This is a genomic window from Cupriavidus mimosae, assembly GCF_023952485.1.
GTDB classification, from domain to species: domain Bacteria; phylum Pseudomonadota; class Gammaproteobacteria; order Burkholderiales; family Burkholderiaceae; genus Cupriavidus; species Cupriavidus taiwanensis_C.
In genome coordinates this window covers 19,996-36,616 of record NZ_JALHRY010000007.1, presented here as the reverse complement: position 1 = coordinate 36,616, position 16,621 = coordinate 19,996, and the positions used below count along the sequence as shown (strand labels likewise).

Below are 16,621 nucleotides of genomic sequence, written 5' to 3'. Positions count from 1 at the left end.
CGCGAAAACCAATGAAATAAAACCGCGGAAGCATAAGCGATTGGTCATGCCGGCACGGTGCACCGTGCGCGGGCTCAATCGCGATGCAACGTAAGCCGCGGCCTGCGGCGCTCGCCCGCGCGCACGGTGCCGGGCGCGACACCCTGCCAGCGGTGGAAGGCCTTGTTGAAGCCCGCCTGCGTCTTGAAGCCTAGTGCCCGCGCGATATCGCCAAACGGCATGTCGGTGTGGATCAGCAGCCGCCGCGCCAGCGCTTCGCGCTCTTCGTCCAGCAATTGCGCGAACGAGGTGCCGTGGTCCTGCAGGTGGCGATGCAGCGTAAAGCGATGCACCGCGAACAGCGATGCCAGGCGCGGTGCGCTGCATTCGCCCAACAGCATCAGGTCGCGGATCGCCTGCCGGGCCTGGCCGAGAAAATCCGGCGCGACATGCGATTCCAGCTCGCTCAGGTAGCGCACCACCGAGGATTCGACCGCCTCGTCCGCCACGCCGCAGCGCTGCTCCAGCGTGCCGGCCGGGAACACGAATTCGTCGCGCGGCTGGCCGAAGCGCACATCGGCGCCGAAGTGCGCGACGAACGGCGCCAGCTCCGGCGGCGGCGGGCGCGACAGCGAGACCGCCGCGGGCAACCAGTGCTTGCCGAGCATCAGCCGGAACATCTGCAGGTTGGCCGCGAGGTAGGCGGTCAGCAGTTCGTCGCGGCCCGCGAAGGCGCCGTCGATTTCGATCGAGAAGACCGCATAGCCTTCGCGCACGGTCAGCGCCGTATCGATGCCGCGGTACCAGATGCGCCCGTAGCGCAGCAGCCCGTCCACCGCGTCGCGCACATTGCGCGAAGAAAGCAGCAGCAGGCGCAGCGGCCCGGCGTTTTCCATATTGGCGCGCGCGCCGACCTGCACCGCGAACTGCGGCCGGCCGGAGATTTCGGCCGCATCGGCCAGGATGCGCCCGCAAAGCGTCAGCGGCAGCGGCGCCATGGGCTCTTCCAGCGCTGCCGCGCCGATGCCATAACGGCCCAGCAGCGGCCACGGGTCGGCGTCCTGCGCCCGCAGCACCTCGACCACCCGGGCAAGCGTGCCGACCGGGACCGAACGGCTTTCGGGCTTCATGTTCGGGTTTTCACCAGATGTGACAAACGGATAGGAAATAGTGACAACAGGATAAACGCAGCATGCGCCCGGCGTCCAGAATACCTGCACCGCCCCGTGCAAGGGGGCATCACCATCAGGAGACTATCCATGCATTTTCTCGACGACAGCCTGCTTCCCGAAAACCAGGAAAAACTGGTGATCCAGGTCGCACCCTATGGCCCGCAGTGGCTGCCCTCCGACTCGGACGATATCCCGGTGAGCATGGACGCGCAGATTCAGAAGGCCGTCGATTGCTACAACGCCGGCGCCACGGTGCTGCATGTGCATGTGCGCGAGTCGGACGGCAAGGGTTCCAAGCGCCTGTCGATGTTCAACGAGATGCTGGCGCGCCTGCGTGAAGCCGTACCCGACATGGTGCTGCAGGTCGGCGGCTCGATCTCGTTCGCGCCCGAAGGCGAAGGCAAGGCCGCCGAGTGGCTGGACTACGACACCCGTCACATGCTGGCGGAACTCGATCCCAAGCCTGACCAGGTCACGATCGCGATCAACACCAGCCAGATGAATATCTGCGAGATGCTGACCGACGACGACGTGCAAGGCACCATCCTCGAAAAGCCCGAGTATCTGAAGGCGTATAGCGAGATGGTGGTCGACTCCAAACCTTCGTTCTTCATCGAGCACCTGGAGCGGCTGAGCAAGGCCGGCATCCAGCCGCACTTCATGCTCGGCCACGTGGCACAGCTGGAGACGGTCGAGCGCCTGATCCGCAAGGGCCTGTACCGCGGCCCGCTGATCCTGAACTACGTCGCCATCGGCGGCGGCGCCGCGGGCCTGCACCCGGCCGACATGATCGAGTTCGCGCGTCGCACGCCGGACGGCGCGGTGCTGACCATCGAAAGCGCGATGCGCGCGGTGCTGCCGATGAACGCGATGGCGATCGCGCTGGGCCTGCATGTGCGCGTGGGCATCGAGGACAACCTGTGGGGCCGCAAGGGCGAGCGCATGACCTCGGTGCAGCAGATCGAGCAGACCGTGCGGCTGGCGCGCGAACTCGGCCGCGACGTCGCCAACGGCAAGGAAGCGCGCCGCATCTACAAGATCGACGAGTGGTACGACAGCGCCGACGAGACCATCCGCCAGCTCGGCATGGCGCCGAACCGCAAGCCGGGGCAACGCGGCTTCACGGTGCCGGGCTGCGCCTGAGTGCAACCATCCGCCACGGCATGCGCGTTGCCTTGGCCGCGTGCCGCCGGCATCCGAACACAGCCTTTCCTTGCAGCAACCGAGCAACCGATCATGAAACTGACCAACAAGATCGCCGTGGTGACCGGCGTCGGGCCCGGCCTGGGCCCGGGCATCGCCGTGGCGCTGGCGCGTGCCGGCGCCGACCTGGTGATCTGCGACATCGACCCTGAAGCGCTGGCCGCCGCGCGCGAGGCGGTCCTCGCCGAAGGCCGCCGCTGCCTGTCCGTCGTGTGCGACGTATCGTCGAGCCAGCAAGTGGCCGGCATGTTCGCGCAGGCGCGCGAGACCTTCGGCACGGTGCATATCCTCGTCAACAACGCCGCGCTGACCCCGAATCGCCCGGTGGACACCGAGCGCCGCAACCAGCTGTACGCCTACCTGCAGACGCCGGTGCCGCGCGCGTCGCTCGGCTTTACCAGCGAAATCACCGACGAGGAATGGCTGCGCTACTGGGGCGTGAACGTGCATGGCACCTTCTACTGCACCCGCGAGGCGTTGCGGCTGATGCAGCCGCAACGCTATGGCCGCATCGTCAATATCGCGTCGATTGCCGGGATCTCGTCCCGCAGCGCGCACAGCCCGCACTACAGCGCCACCAAGGGCGCGGTGGTTGCCTTCACCCGTTCCGTGGCGCTGGAAGTCGCCGGCGCCAACATCTACGTCAACGCGATGGCACCGGGCGGTGTCGCGACGCCCGCCTTCAATCAGTACCTGGAAAAGATCGGCGAAGACGGCCGCAACCGGCTCTGGCAAAGCTGCCCGGCGGGTCGCTTCGGCACCGTCGAGGAATACGCCGCGACCGTGCTGCATCTCGCCAGCGACGAGCACTACCTGGTCGGCCAGGTCATCAGTCCCAACGGCGGTTCGGTCATTTGAGCCCGCCCCATAATCAGACAGCCATGCAACACAATCTGTTTGCCCACTACAAGGCGCTGCGCGATACCGGCGTGCTCGGCGGCGAGCTCGATCCGCTGACCGAATGGGATCCCAGGTGGATTGCCAGCTGGGTCGCGCTGGCGCGCGATGCGCAGGCCGAAGGCGTGCTCGATCCCAAGCTGGTCGCGCTGATTCGCCTGAACCTCGACGTCACCGCCACGCACCTGTACAAGCCGGGCGTATCGCGCCACGTGCGCGAGGCGATCCGCTTGGGCGCCACGCGCGCCGAGATCCTGGAAGTCTTCAAGCTGGCCAGCGTGGTCGGCATCCATGCCTGTGCGGTCGGCGTGCCGGCACTGGCCGAGGAACTGGCCCGCGCCGGCATCCCGGATGAGCCAGTCGCATCAGGCGCGACGCCGGTGTGCGACGCGGTGCGTGCCAACGGCATGTTCAACCCGCTGTGGGAAACGCTGTACCGCTGGGATCCGCAGTACCTGGAGAAATTCCTGGCCATGGGTTTCGGCCTCTGGACAGACAACATCCTGCCGCCGCTGTGGATCGAATTCCTCTGCATCGCCGGCGATGCCGCAATCACCCACATGTACGGCCACGGCACCCAGCGGCATATCGAAGCCGCGTTGCGCCTGGGCGCCACGCGCGCGCAGATTTTGGCGGTGCTGAAGATCGTCAGCCTGCAAGGCATCGAGGCCTGCGAGCTCGCGCTGCCGATGCTGGAGCATGCCATGCGGGAAACCGCAACCTGACCCCGCAGGCCGGCTTGCTCTCCTCTCCCATGAATAGGAGAGGAGAGCCAACACTCGCAAAGCCCAGGAGTATGTAGTGCAACCACTCGCCCCCGCCTCTGCCATTCCCTCGGCACCGCCGCACGATGCCGTCTCGCTTGCCGCCCTCTACCGCAAGATCACCTGGCGGCTGCTCCCGTTCCTGTTCGCGGCCTATGTGCTGAACACGATCGACCGCATCAACATCTCGTTCGCCAAGCTGCGCATGGCCAGCGACCTGGGTCTCTCGGATGCGGCCTATGGCATCGGCGCGGCGGCCTTCTTCGCCGGGTACATCCTGTTCGAGGTGCCCAGCAACCTTTATATGCAGAAGGCCGGGGCGCGCCGGACCATTACGCGCATCCTGCTGCTGTGGGGCCTGGCAACCGTCGCCACCAGCCAGGTCAATTCGCCTGAGGCGCTCTATGTCGCGCGCTTCCTGCTGGGCGTGGCCGAAGCCGGCTTCTTCCCGGGTGTCATCCTGTACCTGACCTACTGGTTCCCCGCGCAGCGCCGCGGACGGATCACGTCGCTGTTCCTGATGTCGGGCACTTTCGCCGGGATGATCAGCGGTCCGCTGGCGGCCGCGATCATGCTGCACCTGGACGGATGGCTGGGGCTGCGCGACTGGCAGGCGCTGTTCGTGGTGGAAGGCCTTCCGGCGATGCTGCTCGGCCTGGTGGCCTGGCGCTGCCTCGACGACGGCCCCACCCAGGCAAAGTGGCTCACGCCCGCGGAAAAGGCCATGCTCGCAAGCGACCTTGGCAAGAAAGCCCACGCGCCCCGGCACGGCGGCATCCTGGCGCTGCTCAGGGATCCACGCATCTACGTCATCGGCCTCGCCTTCCTGTCGATCTATGCCTGCACCAACACCATCGCCTACTGGATGCCGACGCTGATCCAGGGCTTCGGCGAGGCGCACGTGACGCGCATTGGCTGGATCTCCACGCTGCCCTATGTACTCGGGCTGGTGACGATGTACCTGCTGGCGCGCAGCTCAGACCGCCGCCTGGAACGGCGCTGGCACGTGGCGGGTTGCCTGCTGGTTGCCGCGGCCAGCTTCCTGCTGATGGGCCTCGCGCGCGGCGAACTGGTGCCGGCGGTGGCGTGCATGACGGTCGGGGCCGCCGCGTGCCTGGCCGCGCTGCCGGTGTTCTGGACGATTCCGCCGGCGTACCTTGGCGCGCAGCAGGCGCCCGCCGGCATCGCACTGGTCAGCAGCCTGGGCGGCGTGGCGGCCTTGCTCAGCCCGATTGCGGTGGGCGCGATCAAGACCCACACCGGCGACCTCTATCTTGCATTCGACCTGCTGGCCATGCTGCTTGCAGCGGGAGCCGTCACGCTATTGCTTGCGCTGCCGGCCCGGCTGCTGGAACGCGGCAGCGGATCGGACAGCGCATGACACCCCGCGGGGAAATACCAGGTATCGTGAATCAACGCTTGCCCGGCGTGCATGGCAATGAGCCCGGCCTCTACCGCTACTTCACATTGCTTGTCGCGCAGCGATATGCCGGCGTACTTCGCTACACCTCGGATTCAAAGCTGATGTCGCCGGAGGCGCGTGTCTGTGCGAGGCTGGCGGAATTGCTCCGGCTACAGCGTCCGAGCGAGCCGCAGAGTGGCCCCGTCACCGTAAACATGTCTCAAGTGGACCTGGCAGCCATGGTCGGTGTGTCACGCCAAACGTTAAACGAACTCCTTAAGAAGCTCGAACGGCGTGGGCTGATTGAAGTCGCGTTCCGCAGCATCCGTGTGATGAACGTGGAGCGCCTGCGGGACGGCGGTGACTAGACTACAGTCGTCCGCTTCTCGCTCCCTGCCATCGCTCAGCATGTTGCGCGCTTAAGCCTTCAGACCTTCCCTGAAGGACGTGTAGAAGGCTACTTCGTGTCATGTGGACCGGGAAAAGCAACGTGCCTTCGCTTCTGGCGCTGCTGATCGGATTCACGTTCTCAATGGCCGTAAGTCGATAAGACCCGCACAAGAACGGAGTCCGCAAGACGGAAGAGGTTGGCAGCCATAGCGCTGCTGCGCCCCAGTCAAAACGAACGACCGCTACCGGACTGTGTACCGCCATTTGGGTTGGCTACCTTGACCGTCGCAGACGGGTCGCACGGAGCCGATCCGTGAATTTCCAACCAGACCCACACGCCGCCTGCCTGCCGCCTATCCGGTGACCTTCCGCAGGCATTCCAGGAACCACTGCGCCAGCGCCGGCACCGGCCGCTGGGGATTGAACAGGATGTGGCTCTCAAAAGCGACGACCGGCTCGAACGGAATCGCCTTGACACCCGCCGGCTTCAGGCTGCGCACCACCAGCGGGTTGACCACGCTGACGCCCAACCCCATGCCGACCATCGTGCAGATGGTGGCAGCATAAGGCGTCTCCAGCGTCAGCACGCGCCGGTCATCCGGCACGAACGCGGCGTCGACGGTGGCACGGGTGCCGTCGCCATGGGTCAGCGAGATAAAGCGCTCGCCATCGAGGTCGCTGGCGTGGATGCGGCGCTTGCGCGCCAGCCGATGCGTCGCCGGCACGATGCACACGCCGTCCTCGCGGCGCAGCAACTTGCTGCGGATGCCGGTGGTATCGGCAATGTAAGACACCAGCCCGATATCGCAGAAGCGCGCCGCGGTCCATTTGGCGACCGTGGGCGAGTCGTTCGTATGCACGGCGATCGGCACGTCCGGATAGCGCTCGCGGAAGGCCAGGATTGCCTGCGGCATCACGCTCATCGCGATCGACGGCACGGTGCCGATGCGCAGCGTGCCCACGCCGGCGTCGCGGATCGACCGGGCTGATGCGCGCAGGCTGTCGAGGCCGACGAAGGAGCGCTCCACATCGCAAAACAAGGCCTCGGCTTCGTCGGTCGGTGCGAGCCGGTTGCCGACGCGCTCGAACAGCCGCAAGCCCGTCTCGCGTTCCAGTTGCCCGATCACGCGGCTGATGTTGGGCTGCGAGGTATGAAGCTGCACCGCGGCTTCGGTCATGGAGCGCGTCAGCATGACGGCACGGAACGCTTCGATCTGCTTGTAGTTCATGGCTGGCGACGGTTGGAGTCAGCGGCTGGAGGCAGCGACTTGCACAGAGCATATCAAATCCGTATAGGTTGGCTCAGAATGATGATTTGACGATATAGACAGCGGATTTCCATACTTGCTCCATCGTTTCGGAGATCACACAGCATGGAATCCAAAGTCAGCCGACGCCTGACCCAGCCCACCGCCGCCGAGGTATGCGAGCACATCTACTTGCCGCGCCTGATGCGCGAATTCGGCAGCGGCTTTCGCTACCTGACCGATATCAATCAGGCCCACCTGCTGATGCTGCATGGCACCGGGCTGGTCCCGGCGGACGTGGCCGCGTTGCTGGCGCGGTCACTGCTGCGCATCGAAGCCGAGGGTCCTGCCAACGTACAGCTGGATCCTGCGCGCGAGGACGCCTACTTCAACTACGAAGCGCACCTGATGCAGATGGCCGGCGCCGACGCCGGCGGCAGGTTGCATGTCGCGCGCAGCCGCAACGACATCCTGGCCACGCATGACCGGCTGCGCGCACGCGACCTGGCGCTCGATATTTTGGAAGCGATGCTGGCGGTGCGCACCGTGGCGCTGGCGCAGGCCGACGCCCATGCCGCGGTGGTAATGCCCGGCTATACGCACCTGCAGGCCGCTCAGCCGATCACTTATGGCTATTACCTCGCCGGCTTTGCCGAGGCGCTCGGCCGCGATATCGCGCGCATGCAACAGGCGCTGGCGTGTCTGGACGCCTGCCCGCTCGGCGCCGGCGCACTGGCCGGCACCGCCTTCGCGATCGACCGCGCGGCCACGGCACGCTGGCTGGGGTTTTCCACTCATGCGCCGAATTCGCTCGACGCCGTGGCCTCGCGCGACTTTGCCTGGGAGATGCTGGCGGCGATCACCATCGGCGCGGTGAGCTGGGGCCGCGTGGCGCAGGACCTGTACGTCTGGGCCACGCCCGAGTTCGGCCTGATCGACTTCCCGGACAGCGTCGCGGGCACCTCCAGCATCATGCCGCAGAAGAAGAATCCGGTCGTGCTGGAATACCTGAAGGGCAAGGGTGGCCACATGATCGGCCTGCTGACCGGCGCGCTGGCGGCGCTCAAGGGCAGCCACTTCACGCACTCGGGCGACGGCAACCGCGAGAGCATGCGCGGCTTCTGGGAGGCCGGCGACGAATGCCTGCGCTGCCTGTCGCTGCTGCGGCTGGTGATCGCCAACGCCACGCCGCAACGCGCCGGCATGCTGGCGCGCGCGCGCCGCGATTTCTCCACCGCCACCGATCTGGCCGACGCGCTGGTGCGCGAGGCCGACATGTCGTTTCGCCAGGCGCATCACATCGTCGGTGCCGTGGTGCGCGACGCGCTCGACCAGCACTTGCCCGCCGACGAGATCAGCGCCGAGATGGTCGATGCCGCCGCGATGCGCGTCGCCGGCCGCGCGGCCGGGCTGGATGCCGCCGCCGTCGCCCGCTGCCTCGATCCCGAACAAGGCGTCGCCGCGCGCATGGCCGCCGGCGGTCCCGCGCCGGTACTGGTCCGCGACAACGTCGCCGCGCAGCGCGCCGCCACCCGCCACGCGCGCGAACACCTCGACGCCACCCGGGCCCGCCTCGACGCCGCGCGCGCGGCGCTGAAGCGCTCGGTCAATCACCTTGCATCACAAAGCTGAGCCGCGCCACGCATCACAGCCGGCATTGCCCTTATCCTTGTCCCACGGAGACCCTGCCCCCATGAAAACCATTGCACATGCCCTGGATCGAGGGAGCTGGCGTGGGTTGTCATGGGCGGCCTCCTTCAGGCGATGCGCCGCAGCGGCGGGATCACGTAGTCGCCGGCGATGAAGCCGTCGGTGGGGTGGTACAGGCGCAGGATCAGATAGAACGGGGCGTCCGGCGCCGGCAGCCAGTTGTCCTGTGCCTGCGCGGGGCGCTGGTGCGAGATCGTCAACGTGAGCGCGCCATCGGCGTCGTATTGCAGCCCCGGGCTGCGGTCGCCGAGCGCGTAGCGGCCGATCGCGTTGTCGGTGAAGAAGCGGTCGGCGCCGTAGAGCGAGACCGACCAGAACGCCTGCGCCGGCGGCAGGTGCCCGGCCGGGAAGTGCAGCGCGTAGCTGTGGCGACCATGCAGCAGTTCGCCGTCGGCATCGTAGTCGGCGGCGGCGTAGACGGCTTCGTCGGCGCGCAGCGCACCCAGGCCCTTCATCGCGGTCACGGCGCGCTGCATCCAGTCGTCGCCATAGCGGCCCAGCAGCAGGCTGTAGGTCCAGCTCTTGCGCGCATGGCTGCGGGTATTGGCTTCGATCAGCGCCATGCCTTGGCGCCACGCACGCACCAGGCCCTGCTGCACCGCGGGCCGCAGCGCGCCCACGTCGACCGGCTCGCCCGCACGGATGCCGCACTTGCGCAGCAGCGACAGCAGGCCAGCCATGGAAGGCTCGGCCGGGTACTCGCGCAGCGCGTTGAAGACGTTGGCGAAGAAGTCGAGCGCCGGCTCGCCGCTGTCGTGCCAGTCGCGCACGCAGGCGGGTTGCCGCGCGCTGCCGCCGGACAGGCGGAAGCCCTGCTCGAAGGCGCTGGCGGCGGGCAGGTCGTCGGTGCCGGTCACCAGCACGCGGCCCAGCAGCCAGACCAGCGACGTGGGGCAATGCACCACGTGCGCGCCGTCGGCGTGCTGGCCGGGGCCGGCCAGAACGATGTCGGCGCCCGCGTCGGGCACGTTGCGCGGGCCCAGGTTCTCGAAGTTGTTGGTCCAGGCATCAAGCAGTTCCACCACGTAGTAGCGGCGTGCGTCCGGCAGCGCGGGCACCTGCAGCGTGACCGGCCCGTCGGCCAGGTTGACCCAGGCGCAGAAATAGAGCAGGTCATTGGCCGGCGTGACGATGTCGCGGTCGCGGTGGGTCCACGGCTGGGTGCTGGCCGACAGCGTATTGACCGGCGCGCGCCCGTAGCCGGTGGCCTGCGCCACCGAAGTCTGCAGGCGGCAGGTGCGCAGGCTTTCGAACAGCGGGTAGGTGGCCAGCACCAGCGGCAGTGCCGCCGCGGCGGTCAGGGCTTCCTGCGGGGTGTCGATGGCAGCGCCGGCAAGGAAGGGCGCAGAGGGTTGGTTCATCGGGTGGTCTCCTCGGTGGGTCTGGTCGTGTGGCTGTCGGGCTCCGCCGCGTGCAGGGTCACCACGGCATCGGCGGCGACCACGCCGCGCGCGGTGACGATCAGCGGGTTGATTTCGAGTGTGTCCAGCCGCACCCCCAGCGCCGCCGCGGCCTGCGAGACGCGCACCAGCACCTGGGCGACGGCCCCGGCGTCGATCGCGGGATGGCCGCGGTGGCCCGACAGCAGTGCCTCGGCACGGCTCGCGCGCAGCATGGTGCGCGCGCGAGCATGGCTCAGCGGTGCCAGGCCGAACGCGGTCTGGCGAAAGATCTCCACCGCGGTGCCGCCGATGCCGGCCAGCGCCACCAGCCCGAACACCGGGTCGCGCCGCACGCCCACCATCAGCTCGCCCCAGCCGCGCACCATGCCGGCCACCAGCGCGCCGTCAAAGCGCGCGGGCGTGCCGTGGCTGGCCGCGGCGGCCTGCACCTGGGCAAAGGCGGCGCGTGCCGCGCGCGCGTCGGCCACGTTCAGCACCACGCCGCCGACATCGCTCTTGTGCAGGATGTCGGGCGAGCACAGCTTGATCGCGACCGGATAGCCGATGGTGTCGGCGATGCGCGCGGCCTCGTCTGCATCGCGCGCCAGGCCGTGCGGCGCGGTGGGGATGCCGCAGGCGGCCAGCCATTGCATGGCTTCGAACTCGGACAAGGCGGTGGTGCCGGGCGGGACATCGGGAACGGGCAGGCTATCGGCGGCGGCCGCTGCGGGGATGGGCTCCTGTGCCGCCGCGGCTTGCGCCGCGGCCCTGGCCAGCACGGCCACGGCCTGCACCGCGTGCGCCGGTTCGCGGAACACCAGCGCGCCGCGCGCTTCCAGCCAGCGGCGCTTGTCGTCATCGGCGAGACCGCTGAACAGCAATGGCGCCGCGGTGCCGCTGCGGCACAGGGCGTCGACGGTGTCTTGCAGCCCGGGCCAGATCCGCGGCGAGCCTATGCCGCCGGCCAGGAAGGCCACCACGCTGCCGTAGTCCGGGCTTTGTGCGGCGGCGGCAATGGCGCCCAGCAATACCTCGGGCTGTGCCACCACCTGGCCGGTGACGTCGATCGGGTTGGCGGTGCTGGCGAACGGAATCGCGCTGCGCAGCGCCGCGGCCGGGGCTTCGGACATCGGCGGCAGCGGCAAGTCGAGCGCCTCGGCCTGGTCGGCCATCATGATGCCGACGCCGCCGGAGACAGTGACCAGCGCGACCGGGGTGACGGCATTGGCCGGCTCCTTCGCCGAAGCCTGCCATCGCGTCGGCCGGCGCCCGCGCGACAGCACGTAGCCGAGCCGGAAGAATTCCTCCAGCGTATCGGCGCGGAACACGCCGTATTCATCGAACACCGCCTGGTAGACCGCGTCTTCGCCCGCCAGGCTGGCGGTATGCGATTGCGCTGAGCGCGCACCGGCTTCAGTCGTGCCCACCTTGGTCACCACCACCGGCTTGCCCGCTGCCCGCGCTGCCGCTAGCGCGCGGCGCAGGCGGGTGCCGTCGCGGCAGCCCTCCAGGTAGGCCAGGATCACGCGCGTGGCATCGTCGCGGGCCAGCCATTCGATCACGTCCGCCACATGCAGTCCGGCTTCGTTGCCGGTGGTGACCCAGTGGCTCAGGCCCAGCGCGGCCTCGCGCGCCAGCGCGAAGGCATAGGCCCCGAACGCGCCGCTCTGGCTGACCAGCCCGACCTCGCCGACCGGCGGCAGCCCGCCGAGCGGGATCGGCGAGAAGGTAGCGAACACGCGCTCGCGCAGGTTCATCGCGCCCAGGCAGTTCGGTCCCAGCAGCGTGATGCCATGGGCCTGCGCCAGCGCCGCGAGCTCGGCCTGCAGCGCGATGCCATTGCCGCCGGTCTCGGCAAAGCCGGAGGTAAAGAACACCGCGGCGCGCGTGCCGTTGCGCGCCAGCTGGCGCATCGCGTCAAGGCTGGCGCTGACCGGCAGCGCGACGATGGCCAGGTCGGCCGGCGCATCCAGCGCGTCCAGCGACGGCACCGCGGCCAGCCCCTGCACTTCGCTGGCGGTCGCGTGGACCGGGACGATGCGGCCGGCGTAGCCCAGCTCGGTCAGCAGCCGCACCGGCATGCCGCCTACCTTGTCGGGCTGGGTGGATGCGCCGATCACGGCGATGGTGCGCGGTTGCAGCAATGCGCTGAGGTCTGGCATCGGTTGTCTCCGTATGCGTGCGCCGTCACGTGTGGGCCCTTGCAGGCTGGCGCGGCTGGTCTTGTCATGGATGATGCCGGCCGATCTTGTCATAACATGTTATGATGAGTCAACGTTGTTATGATAAGTAGATGCCCGCATGGGCCGTCCCCATGAATCCCTCGAATCTCGTGACAATCAGCTCATTGCCCCGCTTCAAGCAGATCGAAGGCGCGCTGCGCCAGCGCATCGTCAACAACGAATGGACGCCGGGCATCAAGCTGCCGTCGGAGGCCGAGCTGATGGCCGAGTTCGGCGTCAGCCGCATCACCGTGCGCCAGTCGCTGGCATCGCTGCTGGCGGAGGGACTGATCGAAACGGTCCATGGCAAGGGCAGCTTTGTCAGCCGCCCTGCGGGGCAGGCCGACCTGGGGCCGCTGACCGGCTTTTACGACCACATGCGCGCGCGTGGCCACGAAGCGCACGGCAAGCTGCTGTCGACGCGGCTGATCACGGCGCCGGCCATCGCCGCCGACGCGCTGCGCATGCCCCCCGGCAGCAAGCTGCTGAGCGTGACCACGCTCAAGTCCGTGGCCGGCACGCCGGTGGCGGTTGGCGTGACCATGGCGCCCGAAGCGCTGATGCGCGCGATGCTCGAGCACGACCTGGAAAACAACGACGCGCTGATGATCGTGGAGGCGCGGCTCGGCTATCGCCTCAAGTACCTGCACACGGAAAGCGCGGCGATCGCCGCCACCGCGGAAAGCGCGCGCCGGCTCAAGGTCGAGCCGGGCGCGCCGCTGCTGCGCATCCGCTTCACGCCGCACGACATCGACGACCGGCCGCTGGCGTTTTCGGAATTCATGTTCCGCGGCGACAAGTTCACCTACAAGGCCTGCGTGCGGCGTTAGGGCCGCTGGCTGTGGCGACAAGGGAACTTTTGCATGCGCGCCGCGGCCTGAATTGCATCGGTGCCGGGTGCGGTTCGGCGCCGTCCAGTCGCAGGAGTCCAGGATGTACTCGCCGCTTTCCCCACGTTTGCTGTCTACCGCGCTCGCGGTAGCGTTGTCCGCGGGCGTGCCGGCCGCGCTGGCCGCGGCCAGGCAGGATGCATCGCGGCCGTCCGGCAAGGAGGGCGCGCCCGAGGCCGCCTGCAAGCACGCGGTCAAGGCGGCGCTGCCAAATCCCGGCAGCTTCAAGTGGGTGGCCGCCACCGCGCGCCAGATCGACAAGGACAACTACAGCGTGGTGGCCGATGTCGAATACCTGGCCCAGGACGGCGCCGTGCGCGAGGCCAAGGTCCAGTGCGACGTACGTCGCGCCCAGGGCAACCGCTTCGCCGTGCCCAAGCTGCGCCTGCCGCAGTAAGCTCAGTCGGTCCCCCTCTGTACCGGCTGTTGCAATTTAATGTGGACGCTGTCCATTTCGTTTGCTAGTCTATGTGTACAGCATCCACAAATGCTTGCGGCAATCGCCGTACCCCGGCCGTTATCCACTCACTGGAGACCGAAAATGCAAATCGAAGCACAAAAGGAACACCGCTGGCTGCAACGTCTGGTTGGCAACTGGATCGCGGAGGGCGAGGCCGTCATGGGACCGGACCAGCCGGTGCAGACCTGGCAGATTCCGGAGCGGGTCAGCGCGATCGGCGACGTCTGGGTGCAGTGCGTGGCCCAGGGCGACATGCCGGGCTGCGGCCCGGCCTCGACAGTCATGACGCTGGGCTACGATCCGGCGCGCAAGCACTTTGTCGGCACCTTCATCGGCTCGATGATGACCCACCTGTGGGTCTACGAAGGCGACCTCGACGCGGGCGGCCAGCAGCTGACGCTGCGCGCCGAAGGACCGGACTGCTCGGGTAACGGCCGCATGGTGCAGTACCGCGACGTGATCACGTTCCGCGACGACAACCACCGCGAACTGGCTTCGTACATGCAGGGCGAAAACGGCGAGTGGACGCAGATCGTGAAGGCCACCTACCGCCGCCAGCCCTGAGCTTCAGGAACGCTCGCCGGCCATCCGCGCCAGCCGCGACAAACGCGAGCCGGGGCCGGGGGGATCGTCGTGGCGGTCGCCGCGCGGCCGCGCCGCGTTGCGCCGGCGCCGGCGCAGCACCAGCAGCAACGAGGCGGGCACCAGCAGCACCAGTGCCAGCAGCGCAAAGGTGAACAGCCCCGGGTCGCGCGCCGCCGCGGCGACCCGGTCCACCAGCAAGGCACTGACCACGATGCCCGGCAACATCCCCAGCGCGGTGCCGATCAGGCAATCGCGCAGGCTGATGCGCGAGGCGCCCACTACCATGTTGACCAGAGAGAACGGGGCGATCGGCACCAGCCGCAGCACCACCATGGCGACGACGCCGTGCTTGCCCAGCTGGTGTCTGACGCGGTTCAGCCGCCTGCCGCCAAAGCGGCGCACGGCGCGGCGCCCCAGCAGCCGCCCGGCCAGATAGCCGGCGCCGGTGCTGAGCACCGTGCCGCACAGGGCCAGCAAGGCGCCGTAGAGCGGGCCGAACACTACCACCGTGACCAGGATCAGCAGCGTCACGGGCAGCATCGTCACCGCACCGGCCAGGTAGACCCCCATCATCGCCAGGGGCGCCAGCGGCACCTCGTCGACGCGCTCGATCGCGCCCAGCAGCGCGCGGAAATCCGCCCACTCGCGCAGCGGCGTATAGCGCCACGCAAAGGCCAGCCCCGCCATCAGCAGCGCCAGCGCGACCATCACCCCCACGCGCCCGAGCACGCGCGGGCGCGCCTCGTGGCTGACGAACTCGGCCAGCACCTGGTCGCTGTCGATCGGCTCGATCGGGTCCAGCAGGTTGGCGGCCGGTGACGCGGCATCGACATCGTCGGGCAGCGGCGGCACATAGTCTTCCAGCGAGCGGCCGTCGCTGCGCTGCAGGTTCCGGATCGCGCCGAGCACGCTGCGCGTGGCCGCCACCTCGGCCTGGAACGCTTCGGGCGATACCTCCAGGTGTTCGCCCAGCAGCCGCGCGCGCATCGCGGCGATGGCGGTCTGGATGCGGGGCTCGCCGCCGGAGACCACCACGATATTGCACTCGGTGTCCAGCCCCAGCGAGCGGTTGCTGAGGTTGGAAGAACCGATGGTGAGGAAGTCGTCGTCGATCACCGTGACCTTGCTGTGGACGTTGACGCATTCAGGGTGCAGGTTGGGGATCGTCGGGCAGTACAGGCGGAAGCGATCGAACTTGTCGGCCGCGCGCAGCTGCCGGTACAGGCGCGCGCGCAGCACGCCCATGCTGTGCGCCTCGAGCCAGCCGCTCTCGTTGCGGCGCGACACCAGCACGATATCCGGGCCGTCGTCGTGCCCCAGCCGCGCGGCCAGCGCCTTGGCGATCTCGGCGGAGCTGAAGTACTGGTTTTCCATGTAGATGCTGTGCCGGGCCGAGGCGATGGCATCGCGCAGCAGCATGCGGATCTCGCTGACGCCGGGCTCGTCCTCGCACATGGGCATGGTGCGGGCGATGCCCACGCGCACGTCGGTCAGCTCTGGCGCCAGGCTCGGCGGCCACGGATCCGACGAGGTCGGTGCCACCGGCCGGGGCTGCTTGCCGCTGGCGCGCAGCCAGCGCTCCGCGCACAGCGTGCCGAGCGCGGCGGCCGCGCTGCCGTCGAGCGCGCACTGCACGTCATGGAACGGCGGGTAGGGCCGGCCTTCGGCCATGCGCAGCGGCGCGCCGGGCGCGTGCTGGTTATCGTCCCAGCGGCGCAGTGTCAGGTCCAGCCCGCCGACGAAGGCGACCTTGTTGTCGAGCACCACCACCTTCTGGTGGTGCGATGCGCCGGGAGGATGATTGCCGTCCAGCAGGAACGACAGATGCCGGTGCGCCTGCCAGTGCGCGCTGGCCGAGGGCAGCCATTCGCGCTCCATCGCCATCACCATGGCGTAGTCCCAGCTCAGGATGTAGATGCGCAGGTTGGGGCGGCGGTCGGCCAGCGCGCACAGGAAGTCGCGCAGCCCCGGCGGCAGGCCATCCTGCGCGCCGGCGGGGACCAGTTCCATGCGGCTGTCAATGTCCCAGCCCAGGATGAAGATGGTGTGCTCGGCCAGCGGCAGCGCCTCGCGCAGAGCGCGGAAATAGGCGTCGGCGTCGACCAGCATGGCAAAGCGCCGGCAAGGTTCGACGCGCCAGCAGTTGCGCCCGGGCTCGAACTGGAAGCCGGGCGGCGGGGCGGGATCATGCGGTGGTGGCGACGCCGTGGGCGCTGGGGACGCCGGGGTGCCGGGCGGATTGTATTGCCTCATTGCGCACGCTCAGGGGGAAGCGAAAGCCATAGCCTGAAGCGTCGCGCAAGTTCCGTACCCTGCGC

The 16,621-nt window shown here is 68.4% G+C and carries 14 protein-coding genes; 9 read left to right on the top strand and 5 right to left on the bottom strand.

The window, feature by feature from the left end; genetic code table 11:
• Nucleotides 1-74 precede the first annotated feature (74 nt).
• Entirely contained in the window at nt 75-1,109 is a 1,035-nt protein-coding gene (locus MKD50_RS14565; protein ID WP_252667422.1) for an AraC family transcriptional regulator, read from the bottom strand.
• Nucleotides 1,110-1,238: 129 nt separating this feature from the next.
• On the opposite strand from MKD50_RS14565, the gene MKD50_RS14560 reads away from it, so the two are divergent.
• The 5 genes from MKD50_RS14560 to MKD50_RS14540 all read left to right on the top strand — a co-directional run bounded on the left by MKD50_RS14560 (nt 1,239) and on the right by MKD50_RS14540 (nt 5,785).
• The gene (locus MKD50_RS14560) at nt 1,239-2,294 is read left to right on the top strand and encodes a beta-keto acid cleavage family enzyme (protein WP_252667421.1); all 1,056 of its coding nucleotides are present in this window, start codon (nt 1,239-1,241) and stop codon (nt 2,292-2,294) included.
• Between the two features lie 93 nt (nt 2,295-2,387).
• Nucleotides 2,388-3,212: an SDR family NAD(P)-dependent oxidoreductase gene (locus MKD50_RS14555; protein ID WP_252667420.1), complete on the top strand. Its 825-nt coding sequence runs from the start codon at nt 2,388-2,390 to the stop codon at nt 3,210-3,212.
• A gap of 23 nt (nt 3,213-3,235) precedes the next feature.
• Nucleotides 3,236-3,976 (top strand): carboxymuconolactone decarboxylase family protein, encoded by a 741-nt coding sequence (locus MKD50_RS14550; protein WP_116380909.1) that lies wholly within the window; start codon nt 3,236-3,238, stop codon nt 3,974-3,976.
• 76 nt (nt 3,977-4,052) lie between these two features.
• Nucleotides 4,053-5,396: an MFS transporter gene (locus MKD50_RS14545; protein WP_252667419.1), complete on the top strand. Its 1,344-nt coding sequence runs from the start codon at nt 4,053-4,055 to the stop codon at nt 5,394-5,396.
• A gap of 26 nt (nt 5,397-5,422) precedes the next feature.
• Nucleotides 5,423-5,785: a Crp/Fnr family transcriptional regulator gene (locus MKD50_RS14540; protein WP_252667418.1), complete on the top strand. Its 363-nt coding sequence runs from the start codon at nt 5,423-5,425 to the stop codon at nt 5,783-5,785.
• A gap of 375 nt (nt 5,786-6,160) precedes the next feature.
• Here MKD50_RS14540 and MKD50_RS14535 read toward each other — a convergent pair whose 3' ends face one another.
• Nucleotides 6,161-7,036 carry a LysR substrate-binding domain-containing protein gene (locus MKD50_RS14535; RefSeq protein ID WP_252667417.1) on the bottom strand — a complete coding sequence of 292 codons (876 nt, stop codon included), beginning with the start codon at nt 7,034-7,036 and terminating at the stop codon, nt 6,161-6,163.
• 144 nt (nt 7,037-7,180) lie between these two features.
• On the opposite strand from MKD50_RS14535, the gene argH reads away from it, so the two are divergent.
• Nucleotides 7,181-8,686 (top strand): argininosuccinate lyase, encoded by a 1,506-nt coding sequence (gene argH / locus MKD50_RS14530; protein ID WP_252667416.1) that lies wholly within the window; start codon nt 7,181-7,183, stop codon nt 8,684-8,686.
• 125 nt (nt 8,687-8,811) lie between these two features.
• Here the strand turns inward: argH and MKD50_RS14525 are convergent, their stop codons facing one another.
• Entirely contained in the window at nt 8,812-10,125 is a 1,314-nt protein-coding gene (locus MKD50_RS14525; RefSeq protein ID WP_252667415.1) for a DUF1254 domain-containing protein, read from the bottom strand.
• Nucleotides 10,122-12,308 (bottom strand): acetate--CoA ligase family protein, encoded by a 2,187-nt coding sequence (locus MKD50_RS14520; RefSeq protein ID WP_252667414.1) that lies wholly within the window; start codon nt 12,306-12,308, stop codon nt 10,122-10,124. The genes MKD50_RS14525 and MKD50_RS14520 overlap by 4 nt, the downstream gene beginning before the upstream one ends.
• A 152-nt stretch (nt 12,309-12,460) precedes the next feature.
• Here MKD50_RS14520 and MKD50_RS14515 point away from each other — a divergent pair, with 152 nt between their 5' ends.
• The 3 genes from MKD50_RS14515 (at nt 12,461) to MKD50_RS14505 (ending at nt 14,282) form a co-directional block, all read left to right on the top strand.
• Nucleotides 12,461-13,198, top strand: coding sequence for a GntR family transcriptional regulator (locus tag MKD50_RS14515; RefSeq protein WP_252667413.1), 738 nt, complete (start codon nt 12,461-12,463; stop codon nt 13,196-13,198).
• Nucleotides 13,199-13,301: 103 nt separating this feature from the next.
• Complete coding sequence (locus MKD50_RS14510; RefSeq protein ID WP_252667412.1) at nt 13,302-13,655, top strand: DUF2880 domain-containing protein; 354 nt, start codon at nt 13,302-13,304, stop codon at nt 13,653-13,655.
• A 144-nt stretch (nt 13,656-13,799) separates the two neighbouring features.
• Nucleotides 13,800-14,282 (top strand): DUF1579 domain-containing protein, encoded by a 483-nt coding sequence (locus MKD50_RS14505; protein ID WP_115700061.1) that lies wholly within the window; start codon nt 13,800-13,802, stop codon nt 14,280-14,282.
• A gap of 3 nt (nt 14,283-14,285) precedes the next feature.
• On the opposite strand, the gene MKD50_RS14500 is transcribed toward MKD50_RS14505, so the two are convergent.
• Nucleotides 14,286-16,556, bottom strand: a complete 2,271-nt coding sequence (locus MKD50_RS14500; protein WP_252667411.1) for a VTT domain-containing protein — start codon at nt 16,554-16,556, stop codon at nt 14,286-14,288.
• Between the last annotated feature and the right edge of the window lie 65 nt (nt 16,557-16,621).

What these genes read in the sequence shown, in the direction of transcription:
- MKD50_RS14565 (WP_252667422.1), bottom strand. Translation starts at nt 1,109, where the DNA reads ATGAAGCCCGAAAGCCGTTCGGTCCCGGTCGGCACGCTTGCCCGGGTG.
- MKD50_RS14560 (WP_252667421.1), top strand. Translation starts at nt 1,239, where the DNA reads ATGCATTTTCTCGACGACAGCCTGCTTCCCGAAAACCAGGAAAAACTG.
- MKD50_RS14555 (WP_252667420.1), top strand. Translation starts at nt 2,388, where the DNA reads ATGAAACTGACCAACAAGATCGCCGTGGTGACCGGCGTCGGGCCCGGC.
- MKD50_RS14550 (WP_116380909.1), top strand. Translation starts at nt 3,236, where the DNA reads ATGCAACACAATCTGTTTGCCCACTACAAGGCGCTGCGCGATACCGGC.
- MKD50_RS14535 (WP_252667417.1), bottom strand. Translation starts at nt 7,036, where the DNA reads ATGAACTACAAGCAGATCGAAGCGTTCCGTGCCGTCATGCTGACGCGC.
- argH (WP_252667416.1), top strand. Translation starts at nt 7,181, where the DNA reads ATGGAATCCAAAGTCAGCCGACGCCTGACCCAGCCCACCGCCGCCGAG.
- MKD50_RS14525 (WP_252667415.1), bottom strand. Translation starts at nt 10,125, where the DNA reads ATGAACCAACCCTCTGCGCCCTTCCTTGCCGGCGCTGCCATCGACACC.
- MKD50_RS14520 (WP_252667414.1), bottom strand. Translation starts at nt 12,308, where the DNA reads ATGCCAGACCTCAGCGCATTGCTGCAACCGCGCACCATCGCCGTGATC.
- MKD50_RS14515 (WP_252667413.1), top strand. Translation starts at nt 12,461, where the DNA reads ATGAATCCCTCGAATCTCGTGACAATCAGCTCATTGCCCCGCTTCAAG.
- MKD50_RS14510 (WP_252667412.1), top strand. Translation starts at nt 13,302, where the DNA reads ATGTACTCGCCGCTTTCCCCACGTTTGCTGTCTACCGCGCTCGCGGTA.
- MKD50_RS14505 (WP_115700061.1), top strand. Translation starts at nt 13,800, where the DNA reads ATGCAAATCGAAGCACAAAAGGAACACCGCTGGCTGCAACGTCTGGTT.
- MKD50_RS14500 (WP_252667411.1), bottom strand. Translation starts at nt 16,556, where the DNA reads ATGAGGCAATACAATCCGCCCGGCACCCCGGCGTCCCCAGCGCCCACG.